The organism is Streptomyces sp. NPDC050315, assembly GCF_040655775.1.
Lineage (GTDB): Bacteria > Actinomycetota > Actinomycetes > Streptomycetales > Streptomycetaceae > Streptomyces.
In genome coordinates, this window is the sequence record NZ_JBFAKN010000007.1 from 329,209 (window position 1) to 347,156 (window position 17,948).

General features: G+C 71.4%; 15 protein-coding genes and 1 tRNA gene. 10 read left to right on the forward strand and 6 right to left on the reverse strand.

Going from position 1 to position 17,948, the window contains the following annotated elements:
• Positions 1-250: 250 nt before the first annotated feature.
• Entirely contained in the window at positions 251-1,756 is a 1,506-nt protein-coding gene (locus AB0I82_RS26950) for a potassium/proton antiporter (RefSeq protein ID WP_363260022.1), read from the reverse strand.
• A gap of 193 nt (positions 1,757-1,949) precedes the next feature.
• Between AB0I82_RS26950 and AB0I82_RS26955 the strand changes: the two genes are divergently transcribed.
• Entirely contained in the window at positions 1,950-4,658 is a 2,709-nt protein-coding gene (locus tag AB0I82_RS26955; protein WP_363259906.1) for a penicillin acylase family protein, read from the forward strand.
• 60 nt (positions 4,659-4,718) lie between these two features.
• Here AB0I82_RS26955 and AB0I82_RS26960 read toward each other — a convergent pair whose 3' ends face one another.
• Complete coding sequence (locus AB0I82_RS26960; RefSeq protein WP_363259907.1) at positions 4,719-5,330, reverse strand: 5-formyltetrahydrofolate cyclo-ligase; 612 nt, start codon at positions 5,328-5,330, stop codon at positions 4,719-4,721.
• Positions 5,331-5,386: 56 nt separating this feature from the next.
• Between AB0I82_RS26960 and galU the strand changes: the two genes are divergently transcribed.
• The 7 genes from galU (at position 5,387) to AB0I82_RS26995 (ending at position 10,885) form a co-directional block, all read left to right on the forward strand.
• The gene (gene galU, locus AB0I82_RS26965; protein ID WP_351595563.1) at positions 5,387-6,289 is read left to right on the forward strand and encodes a UTP--glucose-1-phosphate uridylyltransferase GalU; all 903 of its coding nucleotides are present in this window, start codon (positions 5,387-5,389) and stop codon (positions 6,287-6,289) included.
• A gap of 4 nt (positions 6,290-6,293) precedes the next feature.
• Positions 6,294-7,610: a gephyrin-like molybdotransferase Glp gene (glp, locus tag AB0I82_RS26970; protein WP_363259908.1), complete on the forward strand. Its 1,317-nt coding sequence runs from the start codon at positions 6,294-6,296 to the stop codon at positions 7,608-7,610.
• Between the two features lie 152 nt (positions 7,611-7,762).
• On the forward strand, positions 7,763-8,266 hold the full coding sequence (gene moaC, locus AB0I82_RS26975) for a cyclic pyranopterin monophosphate synthase MoaC (protein ID WP_363259909.1): 504 nt from the start codon (positions 7,763-7,765) through the stop codon (positions 8,264-8,266).
• On the forward strand, positions 8,263-8,793 hold the full coding sequence (locus tag AB0I82_RS26980) for a MogA/MoaB family molybdenum cofactor biosynthesis protein (protein WP_363259910.1): 531 nt from the start codon (positions 8,263-8,265) through the stop codon (positions 8,791-8,793). Before moaC ends, AB0I82_RS26980 begins: the two co-directional genes overlap by 4 nt.
• A gap of 14 nt (positions 8,794-8,807) precedes the next feature.
• On the forward strand, positions 8,808-9,422 hold the full coding sequence (locus AB0I82_RS26985; protein WP_037799145.1) for a GNAT family protein: 615 nt from the start codon (positions 8,808-8,810) through the stop codon (positions 9,420-9,422).
• A 151-nt stretch (positions 9,423-9,573) separates the two neighbouring features.
• The gene (gene glpR / locus AB0I82_RS26990; RefSeq protein WP_363259911.1) at positions 9,574-10,737 is read left to right on the forward strand and encodes a gephyrin-like molybdotransferase receptor GlpR; all 1,164 of its coding nucleotides are present in this window, start codon (positions 9,574-9,576) and stop codon (positions 10,735-10,737) included.
• A 75-nt stretch (positions 10,738-10,812) separates the two neighbouring features.
• Positions 10,813-10,885: transfer RNA gene (locus tag AB0I82_RS26995), tRNA-Ala, on the forward strand.
• An 87-nt stretch (positions 10,886-10,972) separates the two neighbouring features.
• Here the strand turns inward: AB0I82_RS26995 and AB0I82_RS27000 are convergent.
• From AB0I82_RS27000 to AB0I82_RS27010, 3 genes are all read right to left on the reverse strand, one after another.
• Complete coding sequence (locus AB0I82_RS27000) at positions 10,973-11,827, reverse strand: DUF2637 domain-containing protein (protein ID WP_363259912.1); 855 nt, start codon at positions 11,825-11,827, stop codon at positions 10,973-10,975.
• Positions 11,828-11,909: 82 nt separating this feature from the next.
• The gene (locus AB0I82_RS27005; protein WP_363259913.1) at positions 11,910-12,110 is read right to left on the reverse strand and encodes a hypothetical protein; all 201 of its coding nucleotides are present in this window, start codon (positions 12,108-12,110) and stop codon (positions 11,910-11,912) included.
• Positions 12,111-12,552: 442 nt separating this feature from the next.
• Positions 12,553-13,125, reverse strand: coding sequence for a M23 family metallopeptidase (locus AB0I82_RS27010; RefSeq protein WP_363259914.1), 573 nt, complete (start codon positions 13,123-13,125; stop codon positions 12,553-12,555).
• 198 nt (positions 13,126-13,323) lie between these two features.
• Here AB0I82_RS27010 and AB0I82_RS27015 point away from each other — a divergent pair, with 198 nt between their 5' ends.
• Positions 13,324-16,395, forward strand: a complete 3,072-nt coding sequence (locus tag AB0I82_RS27015) for a glycoside hydrolase family 38 C-terminal domain-containing protein (protein ID WP_363259915.1) — start codon at positions 13,324-13,326, stop codon at positions 16,393-16,395.
• Here AB0I82_RS27015 and AB0I82_RS27020 read toward each other — a convergent pair.
• Positions 16,392-16,871, reverse strand: a complete 480-nt coding sequence (locus AB0I82_RS27020; protein ID WP_363259916.1) for a hypothetical protein — start codon at positions 16,869-16,871, stop codon at positions 16,392-16,394. The two genes, AB0I82_RS27015 and AB0I82_RS27020, sit on opposite strands and share 4 nt — an antisense overlap.
• Here AB0I82_RS27020 and AB0I82_RS27025 point away from each other — a divergent pair.
• On the forward strand, positions 16,843-17,931 hold the full coding sequence (locus tag AB0I82_RS27025; protein ID WP_363259917.1) for a helix-turn-helix transcriptional regulator: 1,089 nt from the start codon (positions 16,843-16,845) through the stop codon (positions 17,929-17,931). The two genes, AB0I82_RS27020 and AB0I82_RS27025, sit on opposite strands and share 29 nt — an antisense overlap.
• The last annotated feature ends 17 nt before the right edge of the window (positions 17,932-17,948 follow it).

Genomic DNA, 17,948 nt, shown 5'->3' on the forward strand with positions numbered 1-17,948 from the left:
ACCTGAGAGGTGGCTGCGTACGCAGGGGACCGCGGCCGCCGAGCGGTCGCGCCAGCTCTGCATCAGGCAGAGTGGGTGTCGTGCATTGCTTCTTCAATGCTACAGGCGAGTGGGGGTCGCGGCCTGCGATCGGCATGGTGAGATCTGTCCCACACCTGGGATCGAACGGGGGCTTGCGCGGTGCACCGAGGCACTGACCACCGCCTCCGAAGAGGTGCGCCCGCCGCCTCCCGAAGGGGCGCGCCCGTCCTCAGCTGCGGGGGGCCGACGCCCCGCCCGTGCCCAGCCAGCCCGCCAGCTTGCCGCCCTGGGAGACCGCCTGGAGGCGCCGCTCGGCCGCGTCCCGCACCGGGTCGGTGGCCACGACCAGGAGCTCGTCGCCGCGCCGCAGGACGGTCGTGGGGGACGGTACGAAGCTCGTGCCGTCCCGGACGACCAGCGTGACCGCGGCGCCGGCCGGCAGCCGCAGCTCGGCGATCTCCACGCCGTGCATCCGTGACTTCGGGCCGATCGCCGTCGACAGGAGGTGGCCGCGCAGGCGCTCCAGAGGGGCGGACTCGATACCGAGGTCGGCCGCCTCCTCCGTGTCGCCGATCCGCAGTCTCCGGGCGAGCCAGGGCAGCGTCGGGCCCTGCACGAGGGTGTAGACGACCACGAGTACGAACACGATGTTGAAGACGCGCTCGCTCCCGGGGACCTCGCCGACCATCGGGATCGTCGCCAGCACAATGGGTACGGCGCCGCGCAGCCCCGCCCAGGAGAGCAGCGTCTGTTCGCGCCACGGCATACGGAACGGCCGCAGGGTGAGCAGTACGGACAGGGGGCGGGCGATCAGCGTCAGTATCAGCCCGATGACGATCGCGGGCAGGATGTCGTCGCCGAGGTTGTGCGGCGTGACGAGCAGGCCGAGCAGGATGAACATGCCGATCTGGCCGAGCCAGCCCAGTCCCTCGGCGAAGCCGCGAGTGGCCGCCGAGTGCGGCAGCTTGGAGTTCCCGAGGACCATCGACGCCAGGTAGACCGCGAGGAAGCCGGAGCCGTGCGCGAGAGCACCCGCGGCGTACGCGGAGACCGCGATGGCCATGACGGCGATCGGGTACAGGCCGGAGGCCGGCAGGGCGATGTGCCGCATGCCGTACGCGCCGAGCCAGCCGATCGCCAGACCGATCGCGGCGCCGATGGCCAGCTCCAGGGCGATCTCGCCGATCAGGACGTACCAGTGCTCGACAGGGCCGGCCGTGGAGAACGCGACGACCAGAATGACCACGGGGGCGTCGTTGAAGCCCGATTCGGCCTCCAGGACGCCCGTGAGGCGGGCCGGCAGCGGGACGCTGCGCAGCACCGAGAAGACCGCCGCGGCGTCGGTGGAGGAGACCACCGCACCGATGAGGAGCGCCTGCCGCCACTCGAGCCCGACCAGATAGTGCGCGCCGGCCGCGGTGACCCCCACGCTCACCGCGACACCGAGGGTGGAGAGCAACGCGGCCTGGGGGAGCGCCGGTCTGACTTCTTTCCACTTCGTACCGAGACCGCCTTCGGCGAGGATCACCACGAGCGCGGCATAGCCGAGGATCTGGGTCAGTTCCGCGTTGTCGAAGACGACGCCGATGCCGTCGGCCCCTATGGCGACGCCGATCCCCAAGTAAATGAGCAGGCTGGGAAGCCCGCTGCGCGAGGAGATCCGTACGGCCGCCACGGCGATGAGCAGTACGAAAGAGCAGACCAGCAGGAGTTCGTTGAGGCGGTCGACAGTCAGGGGCCGGGTCCTTCCATGTGGCTCTCCGGGCGAACGCTCCCCGGATTTTTACTTACTGTATCTAGTTACTGACCCTAACAATTTACCATTACTTGAATGTCGGACGCGTTGGTGGTGACTCCGCGTAGGGGTCACCGAACCGGTGCGCCTATGGTTGCTCCAGCACTCCCACCCTGCCCCTCGAAGGACAGAGATGCCCGCCAACAAGTCCGGCCCCGCTCCGAAGAAAAAGGGGCGGCGCGCCCGCCTCGTCGTCATCTTGGTCGTGCTTCTGCTCGTGGCGGGCGTCGGCTACGGGACGTTCTGGGGCGTCAGCACCGTCCGTGCGTCCTATCCGGAGACCACCGGGTCCCTGAAGATGCCCGGACTGTCCAGCCCCGTGGACGTCATGCGGGACGGCAATGGCATCCCGCAGATCTACGCCGACTCCGATGAGGACCTCTTCCGCGCCCAGGGCTACGTCCAGGCGCAGGACCGCTTCTGGGAGATGGACGTCCGCCGCCACATGACGGCCGGACGGCTCTCGGAGATGTTCGGCAAGAGCCAGGTGAAGACCGACTCCTTCCTGCGCACCCTCGGGTGGCACGACACCGCGCAGAAGGAGTACGACACCAAGCTGTCGGACAGCACGAAGAAGTACCTCGACGCCTACTCGGCCGGCGTCAACGCCTACCTCAAGGACCACGAAGGCTCGGCGCTGTCCCTCGAGTACGCGGCGCTCGGCCTTCAGAACGACTACAAGCCGGGCAAGTGGACGCCGGTCGACTCCGTGGCCTGGCTCAAGGCCATGGCCTGGGACCTGCGCGGCAACATGCAGGACGAGATCGACCGGTCCCTGATGACCAGCCGCTTCTCCCAGAAGCAGATCGCCGAGCTCTACCCGTCCTACCCGTACGACCGCAACAAGCCGATCGTGCAGGGCGGCGCCGTCGACCCGGGGACCAAGGAGTTCGACCCCAAGGCCACCGCGAGCGGCACGCAGAGCGCGGCCGGCGCGGCGCAGTCCCTTCAGAGCCAGCTCTCGTCGCTCTCGAACACCCTGGACGAAGTGCCCGCGCTGCTCGGCCCGAACGGCAACGGCATCGGCTCCAACTCCTGGGTCGTCTCCGGCAAGCACACCACCACCGGTAAGCCGCTGCTGGCCAACGACCCGCACCTGGCGCCGCAGATGCCCTCGCTCTGGTACCAGATGGGTCTGCACTGCCGTACGAAGAGCCCGCAGTGCAACTACGACGTCTCCGGCTTCACCTTCTCCGGGATGCCGGGCGTGATAATCGGCCACAACCAGGACATCTCCTGGGGCATGACCAACCTAGGGGCCGACGTCTCCGACCTGTACCTGGAGAAGGTCGGCGAGAACGGCTACCTGTACGACGGCCGTGAGGTGCCCTTCACGACCCGCAGGGAGACCATCAAGGTCGCCGGCGGCGCCAGCCGCACCATCACCGTACGGTCCACCAACAACGGCCCCGTGGTCTCCGACCGCGACGACGAGCTGGCCAAGGTCGGCAAGGACGCCCCCGTGGGCAACGCCGCGCCCGACCGCGGCGACGGCTACGCCATCTCCCTGAAGTGGACCGCGCTCTCCCCGGGGCGCTCCATGGATGCCGTGTTCGAAATGAACCGGGCTTCGGGCTGGGACGAGTTCCGTAAGGCGGCGCACCACTTCGAGGTGCCGTCGCAGAACCTCATCTACGCCGACCGCAAGGGCAACATCGGCTACCAGGCCCCCGGCCGCATCCCCGTACGCGGCAAGGGCGACGGCTCGCTGCCGGCGCCGGGCTGGGACCCGGAGTACCAGTGGACCGGCTACATCCCGCAGTCCGCGCTGCCCTGGGAGCTCAACCCCAAGAGCGGCTACATCGTCACCGCCAACCAGGCCGTGATCGACCAGGACAAGTACCCGTACCTCATCACCCGGGACTGGGGCTACGGAGCGCGCAGCCAGCGGATCAACGACCTGATCCAGTCCAAGATCAAGGACGGCGGCAAGATCTCCACGCACGACATGCAGACCATGCAGCTGGACAACAGCAGCGAGATCGCCGAACTGCTCACGCCGTACCTGCTGAAGCTCGACATCAAGGACCCGTACGTCCGCGAGGCCCAGCAGCTCCTGGAGGGCTGGAACTACACCCAGGAGTCCGACTCGGCGGCCGCCGCCTACTTCAACGCGGTCTGGCGCAACACCCTGAAGCTCGCCTTCGGCGACAAGATGCCCAAGGAGCTGCGCGTCGACGGCCAGTGCCTGACGGTCCACCCGGCCGACGAGACCGGGCCGGCCGACGACCTGCAGAAGTGGGTGCGCGAATGCGGTGAGCGCGCCAAGGACTCCGCCCAGCCCGATGGCGGCGACCGCTGGTACGAGATCGTGCGGAAGATCCTCGACGACCCCGGCAACGACTGGTGGAAGACCGAGGACAAGCCGGGCCGCCCCGGTGACAAGAACCGCGACCAGCTCCTCGCGCACGCCATGCAGGACGCGCGCTACGAGCTGACCGCCAAGCTCGGCAAGAACATCAACACCTGGAGCTGGGGCCGGCTGCACCAGCTGACGCTGAAGAACCAGACGCTCGGCACGGACGGACCCGGCATGCTGCAGGGCCTGTTCAACCGCGGCCCCTGGAACCTCGGCGGCGGCGAGGCGGCCGTGAACGCCACCGGCTGGAACGCGGCCGGCGGCTACCAGGTCGTCTGGGTGCCCTCGATGCGGATGGTCGTCAACCTCGCGAACCTCGACAAGTCGCGCTGGATCAACCTCACCGGCGCCTCGGGGCACGCGTACAACGCGCACTACGACGACCAGACCGGCAAGTGGGTCAAGGGCGAACTGCTGCCCTGGGCCTTCTCCGAGAAGGCCGTCAAGGCCGCGACGAAGGACACGCTGACGCTGTCGCCGTGATGCGACAGCCGGTGCGCAACGATCGCCGGGGTGGCCCGTCCACCCCGGCGATCGCGTTTTTCAGAACCGGTGCACGCCCGACGGCGTCACCGCCGCCTGTACCGGCCGGTCGTGCGGATCGGCCGGTACCTCCTCCAGGACCTCGCCGTCGTACAGCAGCACCACCAGCGCGGGCGTGGCGCCGGCGCGTTCCAGCCGGGCCAGCACCCGGTCGTAACTGCCGCCCCCGCGACCGAGCCGCAGGCCCCGCCGGTCCACCGCCAGACCCGGCAGGAACACCGCTCCCGCGCCCGTGACGGCCTCGGGACCGAGCCGGGGCCCCACGGGCTCCAGCAGCCCCCGTCCGGCCTTCACGAGCCGCTCAGGGCCCTCGTACGCCGCCCAGTCCAGGTCGTTGTCCGGCAGCAGGACCGGCAGCAGTACGCGCACGCCCGCCTCCCGCAGCCGGTCCAGCAGCGCACGGGTGGACGGCTCGCGGCCGATCGACACGTACGCGGCGACCGTCCGGGCCTCCGCCAACTCCCTGAGCTGCAGCGCCCGCTCGGACAGAACCGATCCGGCCGCCGATACGTCACTCAGGGGCAACGCGTTCCTCACCTCGATGAGGTCTCGCCGCAACCCGCGTTTCCTAGCGTCATTCGTGGTCACTGTGCGCCCTTGCTCCACTCTCATGCGCTTTTCACCGGACAATCATGAACCGCCACAAAGCTCCGGTTATCGTGTGGCGCATGACTGAATCGCGTACTCGGATCCGTAAGGCTGTCATCCCGGCGGCCGGTCTCGGCACCCGCTTCCTGCCCGCCACCAAGGCGACCCCGAAGGAAATGCTGCCGGTCGTCGACAAGCCGGCCATCCAGTACGTGGTGGAGGAAGCCGTCACGGCCGGGCTCTCCGACGTCCTGATGGTCACCGGCCGCAACAAGCGCCCCCTGGAAGACCACTTCGACCGCAACTACGAGCTCGAAGAGGCGCTCAGCCGCAAGGGCGACCAGTCCCGGCTCGCCCGGGTGCAGGAGTCCAGCGACCTCGCGACCATGCACTACGTACGGCAGGGCGACCCGCGAGGTCTGGGCCACGCGGTCCTGTGCGCCGAGCCCCACGTGGGCGACCAGCCCTTCGCCGTCCTCCTGGGCGACGACCTGATCGACCCCCGGGACCCGCTGCTGCAGCGCATGGTGCAGGTCCAGGAGGAGTACGGCGGTTCCGTCATCGCCCTCATGGAGGTCGACCCCGCCCAGATCGGCCTCTACGGATGCGCGGCCGCCGCCCCCACGGGCGACGACGACGTGGTGACCGTCTCCGACCTGGTCGAGAAGCCCGACCCGGCCGACGCGCCCAGCAATCTCGCCATCATCGGCCGGTATGTGCTCGATCCGGCCGTCTTCGAGGTGCTGCGCAAGACCGAACCGGGGCGTGGCAACGAGATCCAGCTGACCGACGCCCTTCAGGCGCTGGCCGCCGACCCCTCTCTTGGCGGCCCCGTCCACGGCGTCGTCTTCAAGGGCCGCCGCTATGACACCGGTGACCGTGGCGACTACCTGCGTGCCATTGTCAGACTGGCATGCGAACGTGAGGACCTGGGCCCCGACTTCAGGACCTGGCTGCGGAGTTACGTCACCGAGGAGATGTAGGGATTTGAGCGCCACCACCGACCGGACCAGCCAACCCGACCGCGTCTGGTCGGTGGCCGACCACATCCAGGACGTCCTGTCCAAGATCCGCCCGCTGGAGCCGATCGAGCTGCAGCTGCTGGACGCGCAGGGCTGCGTCCTGGTCGAGGACGTCACGGTGCCCGTCGCGCTGCCCCCCTTCGACAACAGCTCCATGGACGGCTATGCCGTCCGCGTCGCCGACGTGGCGGGGGCCACCGAGGCGTACCCCGCCACCCTCACCGTGATCGGCGATGTCGCGGCCGGCAGCGGCGACCTGCCCCCTGTCGGGCCCGGCGAGGCCGCCCGCATCATGACGGGCGCCCCGCTGCCCCCGGGTGCCGAGGCCGTCGTCCCCGTGGAGTGGACCGACGGCGGCACCGGAGGCGGCCCCGCCACCACGATGCGCGCCCGCAGCACCGACCCGGCCGGCGCGAGCGGCGAGGTCCGGGTGCACCGCCCCGTGGAGGCGCACGCCTACGTACGGGCCCGGGGCAGCGACGTCTCCGCAGGGGAGCCCGCGCTGGCCGCCGGCACGGTCCTCGGGCCCCCGCAGATCGCCCTGCTCGCCGCCATCGGACGCGCCACCGTCAAGGTGCGGCCGCGCCCCCGTGTCGTGGTCATGGGCACCGGCAGTGAGCTGGTCCAGCCGGGCGAGCCGCTGGGTCCCGGCCAGATCCACGATTCGAACAGCTTCGCGCTGACCGCCGCCGCCCGGGACGCCGGTGCGCTCGCCTACCGGGTCGGCGCGGTCGCCGACGACGCCGACACGCTGCGCGCCGCCATCGAGGACCAGCTCATCCGCGCCGACATCGTCGTCACCAGCGGCGGCGTCAGCGTCGGCGCGTACGACGTGGTCAAGGAGACGCTGGCGGACTTCTCCGGCGAGGAGGGCAGCGTCGAGTTCCGGCGCCTCGCCATGCAGCCGGGCAAGCCGCAGGGCTTCGGGCTCATCGGCCCGGACCGCACCCCGCTGCTGGCGCTGCCCGGTAATCCGGTGAGCTCCTACGTGTCCTTCGAGCTGTTCGTCCGCCCGGCCATCCGCGCCCTGATGGGCCTGCAGGACGTGCACCGGTACACCGAGCGGGCCCGCTGCACGCAGGACATCACCTCCTCGCCCCAGGGCAAGCGGCAGTTCCTGCGCGGCCGCCACGACCCGGTGTCCGGCACGGTCACCCCGGTGGGCGGCGCGGGCTCGCACCTGGTCAAGGCGCTCGCGCACGCCAACTGCCTGATCGCGGTGCCCGAGGACGTCACGGAGGTCGCCGCGGGGGACGAGGTGGACGTGGTCCTCCTCGGATAGCCGCTCCTCAGGTGGGGCGGCCGACCCGGGTGGCGCGCTGGCGCCCCCGGGTGGCCCGCTTCTCCCGTAGCGCCCGGCTGCCCGGGTGACGGTCCGCCGCTGCGGGTACGGTGTCGTCGCACAGGCGCGGCACGGTCCGGACCAGGAGAACGATGAGCAGCGGCCAGCAACACCTCACCCACATCGACGCGGCGGGCGCGGCCCGCATGGTCGACGTATCCGAGAAGGACGTCACCGCGCGCACGGCCCGCGCCAGTGGCCGGGTCCTGGTGGCGCCGCGGGTCATCGAACTGCTGCGCGGCGAGGGCGTCCCCAAGGGCGATGCCCTGGCCACCGCCCGTATCGCCGGCATCATGGGTGCCAAGCGCACGCCCGATCTGATCCCGCTGTGCCACCCGCTGGCCGTCTCCGGCGTGAAGGTGGAGCTGTCGGTGGCCGACGAGGCCGTGGAGATCCTGGCGACGGTGAAGACCACCGACCGTACGGGCGTGGAGATGGAGGCGCTCACCGCGGTCACCGTGGCCGCGCTGACCGTGATCGACATGGTCAAGGCCGTCGACAAGGGCGCGGTCATCACCGACGTACGCGTGGAGGAGAAGAGCGGCGGCAAGTCGGGCGACTGGGTGCGCGAGGGCGGCGCGGAGGCCGGCGCATGAGCGCGCACTCCGCCCCGGCAGCCCCCGCACGCCCGTACCGGGCCATGGTCGTGACGGCGTCCAACAGGGCCGCCGCCGGGGTCTACGCCGACAAGGGCGGCCCGCTCATCGCCGAGGCGCTCACCGCGCTCGGCTTCGAGGTCGAGGGCCCGCGAGTGGTTCCGGACGGCGACCCCGTGGAGGCCGCGCTGCGCGACGCGGTGGCCGGCGGCTTCGACGCGGTGGTCACCACCGGCGGTACGGGCATCTCGCCCACCGACGCCACCCCGGAGGCGACCCGCCGGGTGCTGGACTACGAAGTGCCCGGCATCCCCGAGGCGATCCGGGCCGAGGGCCTGGCCAAGGTGCCCACAGCGGCGCTCTCGCGGGGGCTGGCGGGCGTCGCGGGCCGCACCCTCGTCGTGAACCTGCCCGGCTCCACAGGGGGCGTCCGCGACGGCCTGGCCGTACTGGAGCGCCTGCTCGTCCACGCCGTCGACCAGCTGCGCGGCGGCGACCACCCCAGACCGGCCGGGAGTACGCACTGAACGCCCCCTGGCCGGTGGAGCTGGCGGACGGCGACACGGCCCTCCGCCCGATAAGGCTGCGCGACCAGCGGGCCTGGCGCGAGGTCAACCGGCGCAACCGCGACTGGCTGCGCCCGTGGGAGGCCACCATCCCGCCCGCGCCGCCCGGCGCGCCACCGGTCCAGCGGCCGACCTACCGTCAGATGGTGCGGCACCTCCGGGCGGAGGCGCACGCGGGCCGGATGCTGCCGTTCGTCGTGGAGTACCAGGGCCGGCTGGCCGGCCAGCTGACGGTCGCCGGGATCACCTGGGGATCGATGTGTTCGGGCCATATCGGCTATTGGGTCGACGAGGCCGTAGCGGGGCGCGGTGTCATGCCCACCGCGGTCGCGCTCGCCGTCGACCACTGCTTCCGTACGGTCGGACTGCACCGCATCGAGGTGTGCATTCGCCCGGAGAACGTGCCCAGCCGCCGGGTGGTGGAAAAGCTCGGTTTCCGTGAGGAGGGGCTGCGGCCGCGCTATCTCCACATCGACGGCGCCTGGCGTGACCACCTGGTTTTCGCGCTGACGGCCGAGGAGGTGCCGGGCGGGCTGCTGGCCCGGTGGCACCGCGAGAAGCCGGGCACCCCCGGGACATCCCACAAATAAAAAATCTGTTCGAATTAATCCATCAATTCGCCACATTCGTAGTGCGCTGATCGCAACAATCACAAAAAAAGTTCGAGATATCAGCCAGATCGTGCGACACACCGGCTCAATTGGCGGATGGCCCCGCTCAAACCCCTCTACCGTGTGAGGCGTGAGCAGCAGCGGCCTCATCTACGCAGTCATCGTCGGGGCCTGGGCCGCCTACTTGGTGCCGATGTGGCTCCGTAGGCAGGACGAACTCAATGAGGCCCGTCCTACGGAGCGTTTCAGTACCGCCATCCGGCTCCTGTCCGGGAGGGCGGCGATGGAACGCCGTTACGCCAAGGGGCAGGAAGGGCGCGCGGCCGACGATGCGAGCGGGGAACGGGACCCGGACGCCCCGGCCGACGCGGCCGGCGTCCGGTCAGTAAGCACGCCCGCGGACGAGGACCGCCCACCAGGGGCGGACACCCGCGCCCCCGAAGAGCGCGAGGCCGCACCCACGGCCGTCCAGCCGCACGGCCCGGCTTCGCACGCCACCGCGCCCCCGCGGCCTTCGTCCGCCGAGCGCACGAAGCGGGCCCGGGTCCTCGCGCGGCGCCGCCGTACGATCACGGTCCTCTTCCTCGTCTTCACCGTCGGCGCGGTCGTCGCCGGAGTGGGCGGCATCACCTTCCTGTGGGCCCCCGGCGTCCCCGCCGCCCTGCTGAGCGCGTACATCGTGTACCTCCGCCTCCAGGAGCGCCGCCGGTTCGCCTTCACGATGGACCAGCGGGGGGCCGAGGTCGCGGCTCAGCGGCTGCGGGAGGGCCGTGCCCGCCCTCCGCAGGCGGGCCACCGGCCGCCCGCCGACGAGACCCCCGCCGAACCGGCCGGCCCCGCGCCTGAGCCGGTGCGCCCCGAGCCGACCCCGAGCGCGGGTCGTCACCCTCTTGTCGAGCAGGGCGGGCACACGGAGTGGGCCGATCCGCAGCGCCCCCGGGGCCGCCGTGGCGGGGACGGCTGGGAGCCGGTCCCGGTACCGCTGCCGACGTACGTCACCGCCCCCGTGGCGCCGCGCGCCAACGGCCATGTCGATCTGTCCGCCGACGACGCCTGGAGCTCCGCCCGGTCCGGCACGGCGGGCGGAACGGGCGCGCCCGCGGACGGTGCCGCCGCGGCCCCGTCGGCCGGCGCCGGAACGGGCGCGGGCGCCGGTGCCGCGGACGCGGACCCCCGCCCGGCGGCGGGCCGGGAGCGCCCCGCCGGCGGCCGCCGCGGCCGTACCCCGCTCTTCGACCAGTTCGCCGCTCCGGCGGACGAGGGGCTGGACCGCCCGCGGGCGGCGAACGAGTGACCCGCCACTCCTGACCAGCGCCGGAAGCGATTTCCGAGCACGGCCGCAAGGATGCTAGAGTTTCACTCGTCGCAAGGGCCTGTGGCGCAGCTGGTAGCGCACCTCGTTCGCAACGAGGGGGTCAGGGGTTCGAATCCCCTCAGGTCCACAGACATCAGAACCCCTGCCGGGAACTCCGGCAGGGGTTCTTTCGTATACGTATCGAGCGGGGTGCTCGCGGCGGGGCGAGTGGTGCTCAGGACCCCACGCGCTGGCGGTGGCTGCCGCCCTTGGTGTTCTGGGCGTGGCGGGTGATGACCTGGGGCGCGGGGGAGAGGTCCAGCTGCCGGACGAGCTGGTGGAAGCAGAGGAGGACGGTCACGGGCGGCAGTCCGGCCACGGTGATGCCGGCCGGCGTCGCGGGGGTGTGGGCGATGCACAGCAGCATGGCGACGGCTGCGAAGAAGATGACGACGAGCCAGGACTGCGCCGTACGGCGGCGGTAGGCGCGCGCCCGCAGGATGGACAGCGTGGCGGCGATCCAGGGGCCGTAGATCAGCAGCGGCCACAGATCGGCGATGTGGCGCGGCGCGACGCCGCCGGCCAGAGCGCGGAGCGAGGGGTAGGACGCGAGGGCGCCCAGGATGCTCACCGCGATGACGATCAGGGCCGTCAGCGTCACGGACACCAGGCTCAGCACACGCTGCCAGGTCCAGGTGGCGATGTGGGCGCGGAGGAAGGAGGTCTTGCGGTGCCGCGTGGGCGGCACGGCCGGGGTGGGCTGCGGCGTCACCACGGGCTGCTCGGCCGTCTCCAGGAGCTGCGCCAGCTCCCCTTCCAGCTCCTCCACCACGGCGGCGTCCCAGCCGTCCGACGTGTGGCCGAGTGCCATGTCGTCGGGGCCGAGCATCATGTCGTCGCGGAAGAGCGGCATGCCGTCGAGGCCGGTGGGGGCGTCGAGCCCGTCGGCGGTCTGGCGCGGCATCCGGTGCCGCCCGGAGCCGTCCGGGTATCCAGTACTGCCGCCCGGGTATCCGGGGCCGTCCGGATAGCCGGTGCCTCCCGGGTGCGCGGGACCGGACGGAAAGGGGGCCTGGGGAGTGTCGTACACGTCGGCTCTCGTGGGATCGATGGGACCGGGACCGGGCGGGAGGCCGGTGCGGGCCGCTTGGCGGCCGGACCGGTGACGGCTCCTACCGTCTGATGCGCGGCGAGCGCTCCGCGCCGTCCCGAGGCCCCAGACCGGCCTCGATCCCGTCGAGGGCCGAGAGCAGCACCTCCAGCAGGTCGCCGGTGTGCTCCAGCCGTACGCGCTGCCCGGCGCGCTCCAGATGGACGTCCGGGCGGCCGGCGGCGACTGCGGAACTCAGGTGCCAGCCACCGAGTTGCCGCATTCGCGGAATGGTTGTCTCAGGCATACTCCGTCAACGAAGAAAAAGCCGTAAAGAAACGTGGCATCCAGGTAATTCGAGTTTGATTTTCCGGACGTCGGGAATGCCGACCGGTTCATGTTTTTCTGCAATAGAAGGCCCTTGAGTAAATATGCTGAGCGGCCGTGTGCGCCGCTGGTGGGCGGCTCGGCCTGGTCCGGCGGCCCTTGCTTGGGCCGCCGGACCAGGCCAGTTGCGTCGGTCGCCGGGCGCAGACCGCCCTCCGGAAAATCCCGCCGCCGGTCGTCATGGGTCGACTATTGGGGCCGCGGAGATAAACGTAAAAAGCGTTGGGCATACGGCTGCATGAATTCGGTGGGCGCAGATCGGCCAACCCGGGAGCACCGCTTGGACCGCGCGCAACACCCGTTTCTCCGCGGGGTCCTGTCCGCGCCGCTCAACCGCGTCAGCGCATCCGTACGCCGTGCCGGGACAGGTACCGCATCGGGTTGATGTCGTTGCCGTAGCCGCGGGCATTGCGTACTTCGAAGTGCAGGTGCGGGCCGCTGGAGCGGCCGGTCGAGCCGCTGGAGCCCAGCCGGGTGCCGGGGCCCACATGGCGGCCCTTCTTGACGGCGATCCGGGAGAGGTGGCCGTACACGACGTAGTGACCGTCGCGCATGCGAACGGTCACCGCCTTCCCGTAGTCGCCGGAGCGGCGGGCCAGCACCACCGTGCCGTAGCCCACCGAACGGACGCGGGTGCCGGTCGGTACGGCGAAGTCCACGCCCGGATGGTGCCCCGCGGCCCAGTCGCCGGGCACGCCGTACCGCGCCGTGACGTGGTAGGGCGCGGTGATCGGCCGGGCGTAGCTGCCTGCCGCGTCGACGGCGGCCGCGTCCTGAGGGGCCGTCAGAGCCAGGGCGGCAGCGGCGGCGACGGCGGCCGGGGCTGTGCGACGCGGGGTCAGATTCTTGAACAGACGACGCGGGGGCAGGCCCTTGAACGGACGCGGCGCCAGATCCTTGAAGGCTGTCATAGAGGCGACCCCACCGTTTCCGGCGGCCCGTTGCAATGCGCAATCCCGCCGCACGGGTTAATGGCGTGGACCACTCGGTACGGCGGGTGCGAGGCGCATCCTGCGGGCGCGCCGTGCATGGCTCCGCGCCTCCGCCGGGCAGGCTGGAGGCAGGGCCGTACTCGCCGGGTCTCCCCACGCACCCACCGGAGCAGCCGCATGCACGACGACCGCAGCATCGTGGAACACCGCCTCCGCCGCGTACTCGAAGAGCGCGTCAGGCCCGCCCTGTACAGCGCGTCCGTGCCGCTGTCCGTGGGCCGCTGGGACGCGCCCGGAGAGCCGGTGCCGGTCGCCGAGGGGCTGGCCGCGCCGTACGCGCCGGCAGCGGCGGGCGAGGCGTGGGGACCGGCCTGGGGCACCAGCTGGTTCCGGCTGACCGGGCGGGTGCCGGAGGAGTGGGCGGGCCGGACCGTGGAGGCCGTACTGGACCTGGGGTTCGAGCGGATGAGCCCCGGTTTCCAGAGCGAGGGGCTGGTGTACCGGGCGGACGGCGAGGCGGTGAAGGGGCTCCATCCGCGCAACGACTGGGTGCGGATCGGCGACCGGGTGGCGGGCGGTGAGGAGGTCGAGCTGTACGTCGAGGCCGCCGCCAATCCGGTACTCAACGGCCAGCGGCCGACCTACGAGGGCGACCGGCTCACCTCCGGTGACGCGCCGCTCTACCGCCTGAACCGCCTGGATCTGGCCGTCTTCGAGCCCGCCGTGTGGGAGCTGATCCAGGACCTGGAGGTACTGCGGGGGCTGATGGAACAGCTCTCGGCGGACGACGCGCGCCGCCATGAGATTCTGCGCGCTCTCGAACGTGCCCTGGACGCCCTGGACATCGACGACGTACCGGGTACGGCCGAGGGCGCACGCGCCGAGGTGGCCGCCGTGCTCGCCGCGCCGGCGCACGCTTCCGCGCACCGTCTCAGCGCGGTCGGCCACGCCCACATCGACTCCGCCTGGCTGTGGCCGCTGCGCGAGACCGTCCGGAAGGTCGCCCGTACCTGCGCCAACATGACCGCGCTCATGGACGAGCACCCGGAGTTCGTCTTCGCCATGTCGCAGGCGCAGCAGCTCGCCTGGATCAAGGAGCACCGGCCCGAGGTCTTCGCACGGGTGAAGGAGAAGATTGCGGCCGGGCAGTTCGTGCCGGTCGGCGGGATGTGGGTGGAGTCGGACACCAACATGGTCGGCGGGGAGGCCATGGCCCGGCAGTTCCTGTACGGGAAACGGTTCTTCCTGGAGGAGTTCGGGATCGAGACCGAGGAGGTCTGGCTGCCGGACTCCTTCGGGTACACCGCGGCCATGCCCCAGCTGGTGAAGCTCGCGGGCGCGAAGTGGTTCCTCACCCAGAAGATCTCCTGGAGCCAGACCAACGCCTTCCCGCACCACACCTTCTGGTGGGAGGGCATCGACGGCACCCGGGTCTTCACCCACTTCCCGCCCGTGGACACCTACAACTCCGAGCTGAGCGGCCGGGAGCTGGCGCACGCGGCGCGCAACTACCGTGAGAAGGGCCGCGGGAGCCGGTCCCTCGTCCCCTTCGGGCACGGCGACGGCGGGGGCGGCGCGACGCGCGAGATGCTGGCGCGCGCGGCACGGTGCCGCGACCTGGAGGGCTCGCCGCGCGTCGCGATCGAGCGACCCGCCGCCTTCTTCGAGCAGGCGCACGAGGAGTACGCGGACGCCGCACCTGTATGGGTCGGCGAGCTGTACCTGGAGCTGCACCGCGGCACGTATACCTCGCAGGCGAAGACCAAACAGGGCAACCGCTTCAGCGAGTCACTGCTGCGCGAGGCGGAGCTGTGGGCGGCTACCGCCGCGATCCGCGTACCGGAGTACGCGTATCCGTACGAAGAACTGGAGCGGCTGTGGAAAACGGTCCTGCTGCACCAGTTCCACGACATCCTGCCCGGTTCATCGATCGCCTGGGTGCATCGGGAGGCCCGGGAGACCTACGCGCGGGTCCACGCCGAGCTGCGGGACATCGTCGACGGCGCGCAGCGGGCGCTCGCCGGGCCCGGCAGCGACGAGATCGTCTTCAACGGGGCGCCGCATGCACGGAACGGAGTACCGGCGGGCGGCGCGGCCCGCGCGGTCACCGGACGTGCCGTGGAGGGCATCGAGGGTGTGGAGGGCATGGAGGCCGGCGCGGTCAGCGCGGTCGAGCGCCCTGGTGGCGGGTGGGTCCTCGCCAATGGGGTGCTGCGTGCCGAGATCGACGGGCGTGGGCTGCTGGTCTCCGCGTACGACCTGCGCGCCCGCCGCGAGGCACTGGCGCCGGGCCGGGCCGCGAACCTCCTCCAGCTCCATCCCGACCTGCCCAACTTCTGGGACGCGTGGGACATCGACGCCTTCTACCGGCACCGCGTCACCGATCTGACCGAGGTGGAGGAGCTGCGGCTGATCGCCGACGGGCCCGACGCGGCCACGGTCGAGGTCCGTCGTGCGTTCGGGAACTCCACGGTCACGCAGGTCGTTACGCTCCGTGAGGACTCCGCCACCCTCGAAATCGCCGCCGATATCGACTGGCACGAAAAGGAGAAGATTCTCAAGGCCGCCTTCCCGCTGGACGTGAAGGCCGACCGGTCCGCCGCCGAGACCCAGTTCGGGCACGTTCACCGGCCCACTCACACCAACACCTCTTGGGAGGCAGCCAAGTTCGAGATCTGTGCACACCGCTGGATCCAGGTCGAGGAGCCCGGCTGGGGCGCCGCGCTGGTCAACGACTCCACGTACGGGCACGACGTCACCCGCGACGTACGCGCCGACGGCGGCCAGACCACGACCGTCCGGCTCTCCCTGCTGCGCGCCCCGCGCTACCCGGACCCGGAGACCGACCAGGGCCGGCACCGGCTGCGGTACGGGCTGGCGCTCGGTGCGGGCACGCTGGACGCGGTGCGCGAGGGGCACTGGATCAACCTCCCGGAGCGGACGGTGCCCGGCTCCCGGGCGGTCGAGCCGCTGGTCGGCGTGGACAACGACGCGGTGGTCGTCGAGGCGGTCAAGCTCGCCGAGGACCGCGGCGGCGATGTCGTCGTGCGGCTGTACGAAGCGGCCGGCGGGCGGGCCTCTGCCACGCTCACGGCGGGCTTCCCGGTGGCGGAGGCGTACGCCACGGACCTGCTGGAACGGCCGCTTGCCGACGCGCCGCCGTATGCGGTGACGGAGGGCGGAAGGGTGGCTGTCGCGCTGCGGCCGTTCCAGATTTTGACGTTGCGGCTGTCGCCCAGGCGAGCCTAGGCGGTACGGGCCCGGGCGGCGTGCGCCGCTTGGCGGATGCGGTGCAGGCCCACGTACTCCAGTTCCGCGAAGACCGCGACGATCACGGTACCCGCGCCCAGGAACAGCCGACCGAAGCCGGTCAGCGGGACGAGGTCGGTGCAGGCCAGGACGGCGAACGCGGCGCCGCACACGGCGTTCAGTACGATCGCGCCGGCCACGAGGCGGTACGGCAGCACCGGCTGCCGGGCGAGCAGCCAGAACGCCGCCGCGCCGCACACCATCCCGCACCCGGACACCACCGCCATCCCGCGTGGCATCCCCAGCGGGGTGCCGGTCAGCGCAGCGGTGACCAGCATCAGCACGGCGAACGCGGCCGTACTCGCACTGTCGATCCGCAGCACCGTCCGCAGCAACCAGGACGCGTCCCCGTCGGGGCGGCTGCCGGGAGCGGTGCGGGACGAGGTCGTGTTCGAGGTCGAGGTCGAGGTGGTCATGCGGGCCTCCTTGGCCTGTGACGGTGCGTGCGTACGGGCGGTCCGTACGGGCGGTCTGTACGGAACGGTCGTACGGGATGGTCCGAGCGGAGTGGTCCGTACGGGGCGGTCGTACGCATCGAACGGTGGCAAGGGGCAGGTGGCGCGGGCAATGACCTCCGAGGTCATGGACGCCGCGACCGGCGCGGTTAGGCTCAAGGCCATGACCGCCGAACTAGCCGAGCCAGCAGTACCGTTCGCTCGCGACGCCCCGCCGACCGACCGGCCGCGCGTCGGCACGCTGCTGCGGGACTGGCGGCGCCGCCGCCGGCTCAGCCAGCTCGAACTGGCGCTGCGCGCCGACAGCTCCGCCCGGCACCTGTCCTGCGTGGAGACCGGCCGGGCCCGCCCCAGCCGCGCGATGGTTCTGCGCCTCGCCGACCACCTCGACGTACCGCTGCGTGAGCGCAACAGCCTGCTGCTGGCGGCCGGTTACGCGCCCGCCTATCGGGAGAGCGCGCTGGAGGACGAGGGGCTGCGGTCCGTACGCGGCGCGCTGGACATGATGCTGGAAAGCCATCTGCCGTACCCGGCGGTGGTCGTCGACCGCGGCTGGAACGTCGTCACCGGCAACCGCGCCATGGGCGTCCTCCTGGACGGCGTGCCCCCGGAACTGCTCGCGCCCCCGGCCAACGTGGCCCGCATGGCGCTGCACCCCGAAGGGCTCGCCGCGCACTGCACCAACTTCCCCGAAGTACGCGGCCACTTCCTGGAGCGGCTGCAACGCGAGTCCGAGGCCACCGGCGACCCGGAACTGCGCGCGCTGTACGAAGAGGTGCGCGCCTACGGTCCTCCGGAGGCGGCGACCACGCACACCGACGAGGGCCGCACCCCGGAGGCCGTCGTCCCCCTCCGCTTCCGCACCCCGCACGGCGAGCTGGCCCTCTTCAGCACGATGGCCGTGATCGGCGCCCCCAACGACGTCACCCTCTCCGAGCTGGCCATAGAGCTCTTCTTCCCCCTCGACGACCACACGGCGGAGGTCCTGCGCACACTCGACGACGCGGCCGCCGCCACTTAGGAGCGGCCGGCTGCTCG

Coding starts and splice junctions, on each gene's coding strand:
- AB0I82_RS26980 (WP_363259910.1), top strand. CDS start 8,263: ATGAGCGCGCACTCCGCCCCGGCAGCCCCCGCACGCCCGTACCGGGCC.
- galU (WP_351595563.1), top strand. CDS start 5,387: ATGACTGAATCGCGTACTCGGATCCGTAAGGCTGTCATCCCGGCGGCC.
- AB0I82_RS27015 (WP_363259915.1), top strand. CDS start 13,324: ATGCACGACGACCGCAGCATCGTGGAACACCGCCTCCGCCGCGTACTC.
- AB0I82_RS26960 (WP_363259907.1), bottom strand. CDS start 5,330: ATGAGAGTGGAGCAAGGGCGCACAGTGACCACGAATGACGCTAGGAAA.
- AB0I82_RS27020 (WP_363259916.1), bottom strand. CDS start 16,871: ATGACCACCTCGACCTCGACCTCGAACACGACCTCGTCCCGCACCGCT.
- AB0I82_RS27010 (WP_363259914.1), bottom strand. CDS start 13,125: ATGACAGCCTTCAAGGATCTGGCGCCGCGTCCGTTCAAGGGCCTGCCC.
- AB0I82_RS26955 (WP_363259906.1), top strand. CDS start 1,950: ATGCCCGCCAACAAGTCCGGCCCCGCTCCGAAGAAAAAGGGGCGGCGC.
- AB0I82_RS27005 (WP_363259913.1), bottom strand. CDS start 12,110: ATGCGGCAACTCGGTGGCTGGCACCTGAGTTCCGCAGTCGCCGCCGGC.
- moaC (WP_363259909.1), top strand. CDS start 7,763: ATGAGCAGCGGCCAGCAACACCTCACCCACATCGACGCGGCGGGCGCG.